The 12,837-nt window shown below is 65.1% G+C and carries 12 protein-coding genes; 10 read left to right on the top strand and 2 right to left on the bottom strand.

What is annotated here, in order from left to right:
• Complete coding sequence (locus QOU61_RS35195; RefSeq protein WP_289655764.1) at positions 1-315, top strand: NIPSNAP family protein; 315 nt, start codon at positions 1-3, stop codon at positions 313-315.
• Between the two features lie 19 nt (positions 316-334).
• On the opposite strand, the gene ybaK is transcribed toward QOU61_RS35195, so the two are convergent.
• Complete coding sequence (gene ybaK, locus QOU61_RS35190) at positions 335-808, bottom strand: Cys-tRNA(Pro) deacylase (protein ID WP_289655763.1); 474 nt, start codon at positions 806-808, stop codon at positions 335-337.
• Between the two features lie 281 nt (positions 809-1,089).
• Between ybaK and QOU61_RS35185 the strand changes: the two genes are divergently transcribed.
• From QOU61_RS35185 to QOU61_RS35150, 8 genes are all read left to right on the top strand, one after another.
• A complete protein-coding gene (locus QOU61_RS35185) occupies positions 1,090-2,010 on the top strand; it encodes a CoA transferase subunit A (protein ID WP_502876997.1) in 921 nt (306 codons plus the stop codon).
• The gene (locus tag QOU61_RS35180; RefSeq protein ID WP_289655761.1) at positions 2,003-2,773 is read left to right on the top strand and encodes a CoA-transferase subunit beta; all 771 of its coding nucleotides are present in this window, start codon (positions 2,003-2,005) and stop codon (positions 2,771-2,773) included. The genes QOU61_RS35185 and QOU61_RS35180 overlap by 8 nt, the downstream gene beginning before the upstream one ends.
• A gap of 24 nt (positions 2,774-2,797) precedes the next feature.
• Entirely contained in the window at positions 2,798-3,751 is a 954-nt protein-coding gene (locus QOU61_RS35175; protein ID WP_289655760.1) for an LLM class flavin-dependent oxidoreductase, read from the top strand.
• Positions 3,752-3,797: 46 nt separating this feature from the next.
• Positions 3,798-5,072 carry an ArgE/DapE family deacylase gene (locus tag QOU61_RS35170; protein ID WP_289655759.1) on the top strand — a complete coding sequence of 425 codons (1,275 nt, stop codon included), beginning with the start codon at positions 3,798-3,800 and terminating at the stop codon, positions 5,070-5,072.
• A gap of 96 nt (positions 5,073-5,168) precedes the next feature.
• Positions 5,169-7,541 carry a xanthine dehydrogenase family protein molybdopterin-binding subunit gene (locus QOU61_RS35165; protein ID WP_289655758.1) on the top strand — a complete coding sequence of 791 codons (2,373 nt, stop codon included), beginning with the start codon at positions 5,169-5,171 and terminating at the stop codon, positions 7,539-7,541.
• The gene (locus QOU61_RS35160) at positions 7,538-8,377 is read left to right on the top strand and encodes an FAD binding domain-containing protein (RefSeq protein ID WP_289655757.1); all 840 of its coding nucleotides are present in this window, start codon (positions 7,538-7,540) and stop codon (positions 8,375-8,377) included. The genes QOU61_RS35165 and QOU61_RS35160 overlap by 4 nt, the downstream gene beginning before the upstream one ends.
• Positions 8,374-9,585, top strand: a complete 1,212-nt coding sequence (locus QOU61_RS35155) for a xanthine dehydrogenase family Fe-S subunit (RefSeq protein WP_289655756.1) — start codon at positions 8,374-8,376, stop codon at positions 9,583-9,585. Before QOU61_RS35160 ends, QOU61_RS35155 begins: the two co-directional genes overlap by 4 nt.
• A gap of 80 nt (positions 9,586-9,665) precedes the next feature.
• Positions 9,666-10,421: a GntR family transcriptional regulator gene (locus QOU61_RS35150; RefSeq protein WP_289655755.1), complete on the top strand. Its 756-nt coding sequence runs from the start codon at positions 9,666-9,668 to the stop codon at positions 10,419-10,421.
• Positions 10,422-10,524: 103 nt separating this feature from the next.
• On the opposite strand, the gene QOU61_RS35145 is transcribed toward QOU61_RS35150, so the two are convergent.
• Positions 10,525-11,718, bottom strand: a complete 1,194-nt coding sequence (locus tag QOU61_RS35145) for a diaminopropionate ammonia-lyase (protein ID WP_289655754.1) — start codon at positions 11,716-11,718, stop codon at positions 10,525-10,527.
• 319 nt (positions 11,719-12,037) lie between these two features.
• Between QOU61_RS35145 and QOU61_RS35140 the strand changes: the two genes are divergently transcribed.
• Positions 12,038-12,814, top strand: coding sequence for a LamB/YcsF family protein (locus QOU61_RS35140; RefSeq protein ID WP_289655753.1), 777 nt, complete (start codon positions 12,038-12,040; stop codon positions 12,812-12,814).
• The last annotated feature ends 23 nt before the right edge of the window (positions 12,815-12,837 follow it).

The following is a 12,837-nucleotide window of genomic DNA, read 5'->3' as shown; positions in this document are numbered from 1 at the left end:
ATGCTCTACGACCATCGCTATTATTGCTGTCGCTTCGGCACGATCAGGAAGCAGCTCGCGCTCTATGAGCAATATGGCTGGGAGGTGCAGCGCAAGCACCTCGGCGATCCCCTGGCGTTCCTGGTCACCGAGACCGGCAACGTCAATTCCTATGTCCATATCTGGCAGTACAAGGACGCGGACGACCGCGTCCGCCGCCGCGCGGCACTCAACGCCGATCCGGCCTGGCAGCTCTACCTCGAGAAGGCGAACGAGGCCGCCTACATCATTTCGCAGCAGACCAGCCTGATGGTCAACGCGCCGTTTTTTAGCTGAAGCGAGGGCCGTCTGCGGCTTACGCCGCAAGCGCTGCCACGATCGCCTTCAGCACTTGTGCGGCATCGCGCGGGCGCAGCCTCACCTGCAGCCCGCGCTGGCCGCCGTTGATAAAGACGAAATCCTGCGCCATCGCCTGTTCCTCGATCGCAGTCCGGATCGGGCGCGCCTGGCCGAACGGGCTGATGCCGCCCACCTTGTAGCCTGACAGTCGCTCTGCGTCGGGCACCTTCATCATCTGCGCCGATTTGCCACCGAATGCAGCCGCGAGCTTCTTCATGGAAACCTCGCGGTCGGACGGCACGATGACGCAGGCCGGCTTGCCATCGACCAGCGCCATCAGCGTCTTGAGCACACGCGCCGCCGGCTCGCCGAGGGCTTCCGCGGCCTGCAGGCCGATCCGCTCGGCGTCCGGATCGTAGTCGTAGGCGTGGACCGAGAAGGCGACGCCCGCCTGCTCCAGCATGCGGGTTGCGCGCGTGACCTTCGACATTGCATCTTGTTCCCAGGGCCGGCGTGCGGGATATGATCTCCCGCGGGCGAGATATAATTATAATAATGTCCGCCGCCGGCACTAAAACCCGACCGGAAATTAGCCCTAGACTAATAATCCTAACATTAGTATGATAGCCTCAATTCTGCGGATCGGGGCGGCTGGGCCGTTCCGGGTCCCGCGAATGCGGCGTCATGCACGTTCGTATTGGTCGAACTCGCGTTACGGAGGAAATTTTGGCGGACGTTCTGGTCGAGCCGTATGCCCGGCTCAGGGATAGCATGGCGCAGCGCGACCGCTCCTTGCGGGAAAAGGTCGTCTCGCTCGAGGAGGCGGCAAGCTTCGTCCAGGACGGGATGAAGGTCGGCGTCGGCGGCTCCACCATGTCGCGCACGCCCATGGCGATGATCTGGGAACTGATCCGGGAGCGCCGCAAGCATCTCTCGATCTCGCGCTGCATCGTCTCCACCGACGGCGATCTGGTGTTCGGCTCCGATATCGCCGACAGCGTCATGACAAGCTGGTTCGCGCAGGGCATCCTGTGGGGCCTGTCGAAGGTAATGCGCCACCACGTCGAGAGCGGCAACAAGCGCTTCGAGGAATGGAGCCACATGGCGATGGGCATGCGCTTCCGTGCCGGCGGCATGGGCGTGCCGTTCCTGCCGACCCGCGCCATGCTGGGTTCCGACGTGATGCACCAGCGCCCAGAGGCCAAGCAGATCGACTGCCCGTTCACGGGCGAGAAGCTTCTGCTCGTGCCGGCGCTCAATCCCGACGTCGCGCTGATCCATGTGCAACGCTGCGATCCTTACGGCAACGCGCAGATGGACGGCCTGCAGTTCATGGACATTGATCTCGCGCTCGCCGCCAACCGCGTCATCCTGACCACCGAGCGCATCGTCTCCAACGACCAGATCCGGCGCGAACCGGACCAGACCAAGATCCCCTTCTTCTGCGTCGACGCGGTCGTCGAGGTGCCCTACGGCTCGGCGCCGCACGAGTGCTACGGCCTCTACGAGCCGATGATGCAGCACATGGAGGCCTATGTCGCGCAGGTCAATTCCGACCCGGTCAAGGGCATGAAGGACTATCTCGACCGCTATTTCTACGCGCCGAAATCCTGGAACGACTATCTCGCGCTGATCGGCATGGACGAAATCCTTGAAGCAAGCCGCAAGGGCAGGAGCATCTACAATGACTGAGGCGCGGCGCTATTCGGCGAACGAGATTCTTGCGATTCTCTCCGCGCGCCAGTTGCAGGACGGGCAGGTGGTGTTCGCCGGCATCGGCGTGCCGCTGCTGGCTGCGACGCTCGCGCAGGCGACGCGCTGCCCGGCGCTGACCATCCTGTTCGAGGGCGGCGTGATCGGCGCCTTCGTCGAGCCCGGCAAGCTGCCGCCCTCGACCAACGACCAGCGCTGCACCAAGCGCGCGAACATGGTGCTCGGCAGCGCCGACGTGCTGCTGCTGCTGCAGCGCGGCTATGTCGATGTCGGCTTCATGGGCGGCGCCCAGATCGACCAGTTCGGCAATCTGAACTCCTCCTTCATCGGCGATCCGGCCAAGCCGAAGACGCGGCTGCCGGGCACCGGTGGCGGCAACGACATCTCGAGCCTCACCAACATGATCGTGGCGATGAAGCACGAGAAGCGCCGCTTCGTCGAAAACGTCGACTTCATCACCAGCCCCGGCTTCATCCGCGGCGGCACCAGCCGCCGCGATTCCGGCCTGCCGAGCGGCGGCATGTTCCGTGTGATCACGGAGCTTGCGGTGTTCGGATTCGACGACAGGACGAGGCGGATGAAGGTGCTGGCGCTCAATCCCGGCACTACCCGCGAGGAAGTGCAGGACAATACCGGCTTCAGGCTCGACTTCGACGAGAAGATCGAGATGACGGCCCCGCCGACCGACCATGAACTGGCGGCCCTGCGAAAGCTCGATCCCGAGCGACTGTTCACAGCTTAAGTACTATCCGGTTGGAGATCACTGATGACGGAACTCACCAAGACGTTTGGCGTTGCGGCGCGCAACTTCACCGCCTATCCGGAAATGCCGAATGCTCGCGCGCTCGTGGACTACGGCGTCCGCGTCGAGGAGCTCGGCTATGACTCGGTCTGGGTCTGGGACCACATGCTGCTCGGCGTCGAGCCGAACTTCCCGATCATCGATTCGCTCACCACGCTGACCGCGATCGCGGCGCGCACCAAGCGCATCAAGATGGGCACCGGCATCCTGGTGCTGCCGCTGCGCAACGCCGTCGCGCTCGCCAAGCAGCTTTCCAGCATGGACCAGCTTTCCGAAGGCCGTCTCGTGATGGGCATGGCTTCGGGCTGGTACAAGCGCGAGTTCGACGCGCTCGGCATTCCCTTCGAGAAGCGCGGCAAGATCATGGACGAGAGTCTTGAGGTCATGCGCCGGCTCTGGAGCGAGGCCTCCGTCAGCGGCGAGTATCCGCACTACAACCTCTCCAAGGCGGTGATGTATCCGAAGCCGGCGCAGAAGCAGATTCCGCTTTTGATCGGCGGCTATGTCGACGCCGTGCTGAAGCGCGCCGCGGTGAGCGGCGACGGCTGGCTGACCTACTTCTACCGCCCTGCCGACTTCAAGAAGTCCTGGGACAAGATCCTCTCCTTCGCCAAGGAGGCCGGCAAGGATCCGTCCAAGGTGCTCAACGCCTCGCAGCTGCCGATCATGGTCGGCAAGTCGCGCCAGGCGGTCGAGGCCGACATGCTGGACTGGCTGAACAAGGAATGGGACTTCCCGGCGCACAGCGATTGCAGCCGCGAGAGCGCGATCATGGGTTCGGTCGACGAGTGCGTCGCCCAGCTCAAGGAGCATCTCGCGCTGGGCGTGCAGAAGATCATCTTCGTGCCCTACAAGTACCAGAAGGAGCAGGTCGAGATCATTGCGCGCGAGATCATTCCGCGGCTGAAGGCTTCCTGATAAGCAAGGGACGCCTGGCGAACAGACGCAAGATCAGAGGTAAAAAATGACCGATCCCGTACGCAAGAAGATCCTCGACAAGGTCGACGCCTCGCGCGACCACGCCATCAAGTTCCTGCAGGACATGGTGGCGATCCCGAGCGTGACCGGCGACGAAGCCGCGATCCAGAAGCACATGCACGCCTACCTGAAGAAGATCGGGCTTGAGGTCGACATGTGGGAGACCAACTGGGAAGAGCTGAAGAAGCATCCCGGCTACCGGCCGGTTGACCGCGGCTACGAGAACCGTCCGAACATCGTCGCGACGCTGAAGGGCACCGGCGGCGGCCGCTCGCTGCTGCTCAACGGCCATACCGACGTCATCCCGGTCGGCAACGGCGAGGGCTGGAGCGACAATCCCTGGTCCGCCAAGATCGAGAACGGCCGCATCTATGGCCGCGGCTCCTGCGACATGAAGAGCGGCGTCGCCAGCCACGTGCTGGCGGTGCAGTATCTGAAGGAGCTCGGCCTGACCCCGAAGGGCGATGTGATGATCAACATCGTCATCGACGAGGAAGTCAGCGGACACGGCACGCTCGATACCGTGGCTCGCGGCTACAAGGCCGACGCCGGCATCTCGGGCGAGACCTCCGACCTCTTTGTCCAGCCGGCCTGCATCGGCCGCATCTGGTTCCAGATCGACGTCGAGGGCAAGCCGGCCGGCATCCAGCAGCGCTACCTCGGCATCAGCGCGATCGATCTCGGCAACAAGATCGTCAAGGCGGTGCAGGAGCTGGAGGACGAGCGCGTCGCGACCGTGAAGCATCACCTCTATCCGAGCGCGATCGACTCGCTGCCCTGCATCATCGGCAGCTTCCAGGCTGGCAACTATCCGAGCGCCTTCCCTGCCAGCGCGGTGCTGAAGGGTTCGATCGGCACCGTGCCGAGCGAGGATCACGAGGGCGTCAAGCAGAGCCTTGTGAAGAAGATCGCCGAGGTCGCGGCCAAGGACCCGTGGATGAAGGATCATCCGCCGGTGGTGAAGTTCGTCGGCTACGACGCGGAAGCCTCGGAAATCCCGGTCAAGCATCCGATCGTGGAAACCGTGTGCAACGTCTATACCGAGATCACCGGCAAGAAGCCGACCATCTCGGGCCGCCAGGGCGCCGCCGATACGCGCTTCCTGAACAAGTATGCTGCGACCCCGACCGTGATCTTCGGGCCTGGCTCGACCGCCGTCATGCATGCCAACGACGAATACGTCTCGATCGACGACTATCTGACGGCGATCAAGGTGATGGCGCTGAGCATCTACGACTGGTGCAACACGCCGCGGGCCTAAAAAGAAAGTCTCCGCGCGCCGTTCGCTGCCATTGCGGGACGAAACGCTCCCGCGCTTTGAGGTGAACGGCGCCGGTTCTGCAAGGAATAAAGCGTCATGGCCGCTCAAGGAATCGGTGCCTCGGTTCTCCGCAAGGAAGACGATCGCTTCCTGCGCGGCCGTGGCGAGTATGTCGGCGACATCCGACTGCCGGGGACGCGCGACGTCGCCTTCGTCCGCAGCCCCTTGGCGCACGCCCGCATCAAGGCGATCCGGGTTCCCGAGCGCTACCGCGGCAGCGTCTTCACCGCGGCCGATATCGCCGACAGCACCCAGCCGATCCGCGCCTATTCGGGGCTGCCGGGCTTCAAGCGCTCCGATCAGCCGATCCTGGCGCATGAAAAGGTGCGGCAGGTCGGCGAGCTGATCGCGATGTGCGTCGCCGATACGCGGGCCGAGGCGGAAGACATTGCCGCCGCCGTCGAGGTGGAGTTCGAGGAACTGCCCGCCATCCATGACATGCTCCAGGCGAAGCAGAAGGGCGCCGCGCTGGTGCACGAGCACTGGGGCGACAACATCTTCCTGGAAACCTTCGTCAATGTGAACATGGAGGCGGCCTTCGACGCCCCCATCAAGATCACGCGGGAAATCTCCACCGCGCGCCAGGCCATGGCGCCGATGGAAGGCCGCGGCACGGTCGCGGTCTGGCACAAGCGCATGGACCAGCTCGTGCTGTACACCGGCAACCAGCAGCCGCACATCGTGCGCAACGGGCTCGCCGAGTGCCTGGGGCTCGAGCAGATCCAGATCCGCATCGTCTCGCCGGATGTCGGCGGCGGCTTCGGCTACAAGGGCATCGTGCTGCCGGAGGACGTTTGCCTGGGCTGGCTTGCGATGCGCTGCGGCCATCCGGTGCGCTGGATCGAGGATCGCCGCGAGCACCTGACGGCAGCCGCGAATTGCCGCGAGCATCACTACATCATCACGGTCTACGCCGACCGCGACGGCAGACTGCGCGGCGTCGACTGCGAGGCGACGGTCGATTCCGGCGCCTATTCGTCCTACCCGTTCTCGGCCTGCCTCGAGGCGGCGCAGATCGCGAGCATCCTGCCGGGGCCGTATGATTTCCCGTCCTATCGCTGCCGCACCTGGTCGGTGGCGACCAACAAGTGTCCGATCCTGCCGTATCGCGGCGTGGCGCGCACCGGCGTGTGCTACGCGCTGGAGCTGATGCTGGACGCGGTGGCGCGCGAGGCGGGCATCGAGCCCTACGAGGTTCGCTTGAAGAACCTCGTGCAGCCCGAGCAGATGCCGTTCGACAACATCACCAAGAAGCACTTCGACAGCGGCGACTATCCGGAATCGCTGCGCCAGGCGCTCGCCAAGATCGACCTGGCCGGCTTGCGCGCGCGGCAGAAGCAGGGCGAGCCGGACGGCCGCCTGATCGGCGTCGGTCTTTCCGTCTATTGCGAGCAGGGCGCGCACGGCACCTCCGTCTATGCCGGCTGGGGCATTCCGATGGTGCCCGGCCACGAGCAGGCGACCGCGCGCATGACGCCGGACGGCGGGCTCGAGCTGCGCGTCGGCGTGCATTCGCACGGCCAGAGCATGGAGACCACGCTGCCGCAGGTCGCCCACGAGATCCTCGGCATCGACGTCGCCAAGATCAAGCTGGTGCATGGCGACACCGAATACACGCCCTATTCCACCGGAAGCTGGGGCTCGCGCTGCGCCGTCATGGCGGGCGGGGCGGTGGCGACCGCCTCGCGCGAGATCGCCAAGCTTGCGAAAGGCATCGGCGCGCATCTGCTGCAGACCGATGTCGATCAGGTGCGGCTGGAGAACGGCGCGGTGGTCGGTCCGTCCGGCAGCGTGACGTTGCAGGAGATCGCCTACACCTGGTACCGCCGGCCGCAGGACCTGCCGCCCTCGGTCGATCCGCGCGGCCTCGAAGTGACGATCGGCTACAAGCCGGTGCGCGATTCCGGCACCTTCAGCTACGCCACGCATATCGCGGTCGTCGCGGTCGATCCCGAAATGGGCGATATCGAGCTGCTCGACTACGTGATCGTCGAGGACGGCGGCAAGCTGATCAACCCGATGGTGGTCGACGGCCAGATCTATGGCGGCCTTGCGCAAGGCATCGGCACCGCGCTGTATGAGGAAATGAATTACGACGCTTCCGGCCAGCCGCTGGCTTCGACCTTTGCCGACTACCTGCTGCCGGGACCGACCGAAGTGCCGGCGCCGAAGGTCGGCCACATGGAGACGCTTGCGCCCTACACTGAGTTCGGCGTGAAGGGTCTGGGAGAGGGCGGGGCGATCGCGCCGCCGGCCGCGATCGGCAACGCGGTCAACGATGCGCTCAAGGCCTACGGTGCCGAGCTTCTGCGTTCGCCGATGACGCCGCGCCGCGTGCTGGAGGCGCTGCATGCGGCTTCCGAGAAGCGCAAGCAGGGCGCGGGGCTTGCCGAGGGAGCGCGCGCGTGAAGCCCGTCAATTTCGAATATATGCGCCCGAGCGACGTTGTCGGCGCCTTGAAACTGATCGCAAGCGAGGCTGCATCGGCCAAGATCATGGCCGGCAACCAGTCGCTCGGACCGATGCTCAATCTGCGGCTGGTGCAACCCGACCTCGTCGTCGACATCACGGCCATCGAGGAGGTGCGTCGATTCGAGGATCGCTCCGACGAAATCCTGATCGGCGCCTGCGTCACCCATGCCGATATCGAGGACGGCCGCGTGCCGGACGTCACGCGCGGTGCGCTGCCGGCGGTCGCGCGCGGTATCGCCTATCGCGCGGTGCGCAACCGCGGCACCATCGGCGGCAGCCTCACCCATGCCGATCCCTCCGCGGACTGGCACTCGCTGCTTGCTGCCCTGGGCGCGAAGGTCGTGCTGCGCGGCCCCGCCGGCGAACGGACCATCGCGGTGGAAGACTATATGCTTGGCGCGCTCGAGGCCGATATCCGCAGCGGCGAAATGCTTGTCGGCGTCAAGGTGCCAAAGCTCGGCCGCAATGCGCGCTGGGGCTATTACAAGAGCTGCCGCAAGACCGGCGAGTTCGCCCACGCCATCGGCGCGTTCCTGGCCGATCCTGACCGCGGCGTAAGCCGCGCGGTGATCGGCGCGACCGAGAGCCGGCCGATCGTGGTGGCGAATGCCGCAAACATCCTCGGCGACGGACGCGCCAGGCGGCTGGCCGACAATTTCGACGGCCAGGCCGTTGCCAAGATCGTCGAAGCGGCGGGGATCGCCGATCCGCTGTCCAGGCAGACCTATGTTGTCGCGCTGCGACGCGCGATCGAGCAGGCACAACCGCAATGACGAGCGTCAGTCTCACCGTCAACGGCAAACAGGTCAGCGCGGACGTGCAGCCGCGCACGCACCTTGCGGATTTCCTGCGCGAGACGCAGAACCTGACCGGCACCCATCTCGGCTGCGAGCATGGGGTCTGCGGTGCCTGCACGCTGCTGGTCGACGGCGTGCCGACGCGCTCCTGCATTACGCTCGCGGTGTCCTGCGAAAAAGCCGCGGTGACCACGATCGAGGGCCTCGACGAGGACGAGATCGCGCGCGAGCTGCGCGCCGCCTTTTCGCAGGAGCACGGCCTGCAATGCGGCTATTGCACGCCCGGCATGGTGGTGTCGGCGCGCGACGTGGTGCTGCGGCTGGATGCGCCGAGCGAGCAGGACATCCGCATCGCCATGAGCGGCAACCTGTGCCGCTGCACCGGCTATGTCGGCATCATCAGGGCCATCCAGCGCGTCGTGGCGGCGCGCCGCGGCCGCGGCGTCAAGGCGATCCCTGACGGCGGTCGCGCGCAGCTTGGCCCGTCCGGGTCGGGCCACGCATCCGCGATCAACGGCTCATCCCCTGTTGCTGCCGCGCGCCCTGCGGCGGCTGCCGCAAGGCCGGCGGCCGCTGCTGCCGCGCCGCGTAGGGATGCCGACTGGAAGCCGCAGACCACGATGGCGCAAAGCTTCACCGTCGCGCATCCGGTTGACGAGGTCTGGAATTTCTTCCGCGACATCCCGGCGGTCGCGTCCTGCCTGCCCGGTGCCTCGCTTGCGGGCGAGCCGGTCGATGGCCACGTCGACGGACAGATCAAGGTCAAGATCGGCCCGATCGTGGCCGAGTTCCAGGGTGTCGCCGACGTCACGCGCGACGAGGCGGGCCGCACCGGCACGATCGACGGCGCCGGCAAGGATAGCCGCAGCAATTCCGCGACGCGCGGCCGCATCGGCTATGCGGTGCGGCCTGGCGACAAGCCGGGCGAGACCCGGGTCGATCTCGATATCGGCTTCACGCTGACCGGGGCGCTGGCCCAGTTCAGCCGCGCCGGCCTGGTTCAGGACGTGGCGGGGCGCATCATCGCGGTGTTCGTGCAGAACCTCGAGGCCAGGCTGTCGCATCGGCCGGGCGACGCTGGTTCGCCGGCGCTGGTCACCGAGCTCAACGCCGGATCGCTGATCGGCTCGATGGTGAAGGACTATGTCAAGCGGATGATCGGGAGGCTTTTCGGGCGGAGCTGAGCGGGCGACGCTTGTGAAAAACAACGCAGGCGGGAGTCACAAAACTCGCAATATCGGATGGAATAACCTATCTTGCCAGCATGAACAAAGCTGTCCCCAATTATGATCGAAGCCGCGTCCCGCTGTATGTGCAGCTGGCCTCGGTGATGCGCCAACGCATCGAGAACGGTCATTGGGGTGAAGGCGAGAAGATCTCGACCATCGAGGAACTCGAGACCGAGTTCGGGGTTGCGCGCGTCACGGTCCGTCAGGCGATCGAGATGCTGCGCGAGGAGGGGCTGCTCGACGCCCAGCAGGGGCGCGGCACCTTCGTCTCGGGCAAGCCCAAGAACAAGCACTGGCTCAATCTCGCCAACGATTTCGATTCGGTGATCAATTCGCTGAAGAACAACGTCCTCAAGCGCATCTATGTCGAGGACAATGCCGACCCGCCCGAGCTGAGAAAGGGCGAAGCGCAGCTCTCCCCCAGCGGCTACGCGTTCCTGCGCAGCGTGCAATACAACGAGGACGAGCCGTTCTCGGTGGTCAACCTGCATCTCGCGCGCAATATCTTCAACAAGGATCGCAGGCGCTTCACCCACAGCGCGGCGCTGGCCAAGATCATGGAAATGGACGATCTCACGGTCGCCCACGCCTTCCAGACCCTGACGATCGGCGTCGCCGATCCCGAAACCGCCGAGCATCTGAAGATCGGGCTGGGCGAGCCCACCGCCGACTGCCGGCTGATTTTGGTCGATAGCGACGGTGTGGCGGTCTATGTCGCCAACATCCACTATCATCGCAGCTGCTTTGCGCTGCACGCCGACCTGATGGAAAGCTACAAGCGCAAGCGCTGAGCGCTGCGACGTTTAGGTCGAGACTGATCCCGGATCGGAAGTGCGCTCCCTCTCCCCACTGGGGAGAGGTGCAGTGACCCCTGCTTCGCAGCTCAACGCAAGCTCAGGCGTCCGCCAAAATGCTTTCCGGCTTGGCGCCGACGATGGCCTCGTAGCGCTTGCGGTCGGTCGCGCCTTCGGTGTTGATCAGCAGCACGCGCGCATTCGCATCGAGCCCGATGGCCTGGCGCAGGCTGTGATCGGCGGCGACCGCGCAAAGCCCCGCCAGCCCCGCACAGCCGCTTTCGCCGGCCACGATCGCCGGGTCGCCGGCGGCCGGATGGGCGAGGCGGCGCATCGCGTCCGCCGCATCGTTCTCGCCCACGGTCAGGAACCCATCGGCCTTGCGCGACAGAATCCGCCATGCCACCAGCGACGGCTCGTAGCATTCCAGCATCGCCATGATGGTCGGCTCCTGGTGCGCGATCTTGATCGGCTTGCCGGCCACCGCGCTCTGGTAGAGACAGTCGGCGCGGTCCGGCTCAACGACCACGAATTTCGGCCGCTTCTTGCCGTAGACGATGTCGAAAAAGCCGGCGGCAGCCGCGGCGAGCCCGCCGACGCCCGCCTGGATGAGGACATGGGTGGGCGGCTCGCGCAGATCGCGCAGGATTTCGTTCAGCATCGCGGTATAGCCCTGCATCACGAGGCCAGGGATGCGCTCATAGCCGGGCCAGGAGGTGTCGGAAACCACGACCCAGTTGTTGTCCTTGCAGACCCGCTCGGCGACCGCGACGGAATCGTCATAGGTGCCGTCGACCCGCACCGTCTCGGCGCCGAAATGCTCGATCGCCGCGACCCGTTCCTCGGAGACGCCGGCATGCACGAAGATGACCGCCTTGGCGCCCACGATCTGCGCGCCAGCAGCGACCGAGCGGCCATGGTTGCCGTCGGTCGCGCAGCCGAAGGTCAGCCCGCGCGCGATCTTGCGCACCTCGGGCGTTTCGATCTCGCTGATGTCGACGGTCCGGCCGAGCGCGCGGCTCGCTTCTTCCAGCGTCAGCTTGATCACGGCGTAGGAGCCGCCCAGCGCCTTGAAACTGCCGAGCCCGAGCCGGTGCCCTTCGTCCTTGATGTGCACGGCGGCAACGCCGAGGTCGCGCGCGAGGGCTGGCATCGCCTTCAGCGGCGTCGGTTGATGATTCTTGCGGAACTTCAGGAACCGCTCGGCTTCCCTGGCCGCCTCGACCGAAAGCGTCGCCGCGTCGGTCGGGTCGAGAGCCTGATCGTGCGAGGGGTCTTTGTTGAGAAGAAACATTGCGCCGGCCTTCCTCGTCTTGCGGGGGCCCGATGAAGGCGCCCTTATCCTCCGCGATTGATATGGTCATACTATCTTTATGATGACCATTCAATAGAGGCATTATTGCAAGATTGTCGCGCTGGTGGCCGCGCCTCCGATGCGCCATTTACCAAGAGCTTCGTGCATGCCAGCGAGTTGGAGACGAGGCTTGTCCGGGCGTCGCTGCAGTAGCATTGTCCCGGCGCGACGCCGACCAAATACATATTGTCTTTCTAACAATAGTACGTTATGGTCCGGGCCGCGGGGATGACAGCGTCTTCAACGCAGGGACCGGCAGATGACCGTGAAGATCAATCTCAACGCCGACATGGCGGAAGGCTTCGGCGCCTATGACGTCGGCGACGACGTCGGCATCCTGAAGGTGATTGGTTCGGCCAACATTGCCTGCGGTTTCCACGCCGGCGATCCCACGATCATGCACAATGTCGTGCAGGAAGCAAAGCGGCAGGGTGTCACGATCGGCGTGCATCCGGGCTTCAACGATCTCTGGGGCTTCGGTCGGCGGCGCATCGACATGCGTCCCGACGATCTCGAATACATGGTCGCCTACCAGATCGGCGCGCTGCAGGCGATGGCCGCCTATTCCGGCGTCAAGGTTACCCATCTCAAGCCGCACGGCGCGCTCAACAACATGGCGGCCGAAAATCCGGATTATGCGCTCGCGATCGGCCGCGCCATCAAGGCGGTCGATCCCACCATTATCTACGTCGCCTTGGCCGGTTCCGAGATGGAGAAGGCCGGCCGTGCGCTCGACCTGCCGGTGGCGATCGAGGGCTTCTGCGACCGCCAGTACGACGATGACGGCAACCTGACCTCGCGCAAGATTCCGGGCTCGGTGATCAAGGATGCGGCGGTGGCGACCCGGCAGGTGCTGGACATGGTGCTGAACAACACCATCACCTCGCGCAATGGCAAGAAGATCAAATGCAAGGTCCACACGCTCTGCGTCCACGGCGATGAGCCGACCGGCGTTGCGACCGCGCGCGCGGTGCGCGAAGGGCTCGAAAAGGCCGGCGTGAAGCTGGTGCCTTTGACCGAGATGACGCTCGACTGATTCAATCAACGCTACGGAGCAAG

Origin of the sequence: Bradyrhizobium sp. NP1 (genome assembly GCF_030378205.1) — a bacterium.
GTDB lineage: Bacteria > Pseudomonadota > Alphaproteobacteria > Rhizobiales > Xanthobacteraceae > Bradyrhizobium.
The sequence above is the reverse complement of the archived record's forward strand: the minus strand, read 5'-3'. Positions and strand labels throughout refer to the sequence as shown.

Excerpts from the sequence above, each read along its gene's own strand:
- QOU61_RS35150 (WP_289655755.1), top strand. The coding sequence starts at position 9,666 with ATGAACAAAGCTGTCCCCAATTATGATCGAAGCCGCGTCCCGCTGTAT.
- ybaK (WP_289655763.1), bottom strand. The coding sequence starts at position 808 with ATGTCGAAGGTCACGCGCGCAACCCGCATGCTGGAGCAGGCGGGCGTC.
- QOU61_RS35140 (WP_289655753.1), top strand. The coding sequence starts at position 12,038 with ATGACCGTGAAGATCAATCTCAACGCCGACATGGCGGAAGGCTTCGGC.
- QOU61_RS35175 (WP_289655760.1), top strand. The coding sequence starts at position 2,798 with ATGACGGAACTCACCAAGACGTTTGGCGTTGCGGCGCGCAACTTCACC.
- QOU61_RS35145 (WP_289655754.1), bottom strand. The coding sequence starts at position 11,718 with ATGTTTCTTCTCAACAAAGACCCCTCGCACGATCAGGCTCTCGACCCG.
- QOU61_RS35155 (WP_289655756.1), top strand. The coding sequence starts at position 8,374 with ATGACGAGCGTCAGTCTCACCGTCAACGGCAAACAGGTCAGCGCGGAC.
- QOU61_RS35185 (WP_502876997.1), top strand. The coding sequence starts at position 1,090 with ATGGCGCAGCGCGACCGCTCCTTGCGGGAAAAGGTCGTCTCGCTCGAG.
- QOU61_RS35165 (WP_289655758.1), top strand. The coding sequence starts at position 5,169 with ATGGCCGCTCAAGGAATCGGTGCCTCGGTTCTCCGCAAGGAAGACGAT.
- QOU61_RS35195 (WP_289655764.1), top strand. The coding sequence starts at position 1 with ATGCTCTACGACCATCGCTATTATTGCTGTCGCTTCGGCACGATCAGG.
- QOU61_RS35180 (WP_289655761.1), top strand. The coding sequence starts at position 2,003 with ATGACTGAGGCGCGGCGCTATTCGGCGAACGAGATTCTTGCGATTCTC.
- QOU61_RS35170 (WP_289655759.1), top strand. The coding sequence starts at position 3,798 with ATGACCGATCCCGTACGCAAGAAGATCCTCGACAAGGTCGACGCCTCG.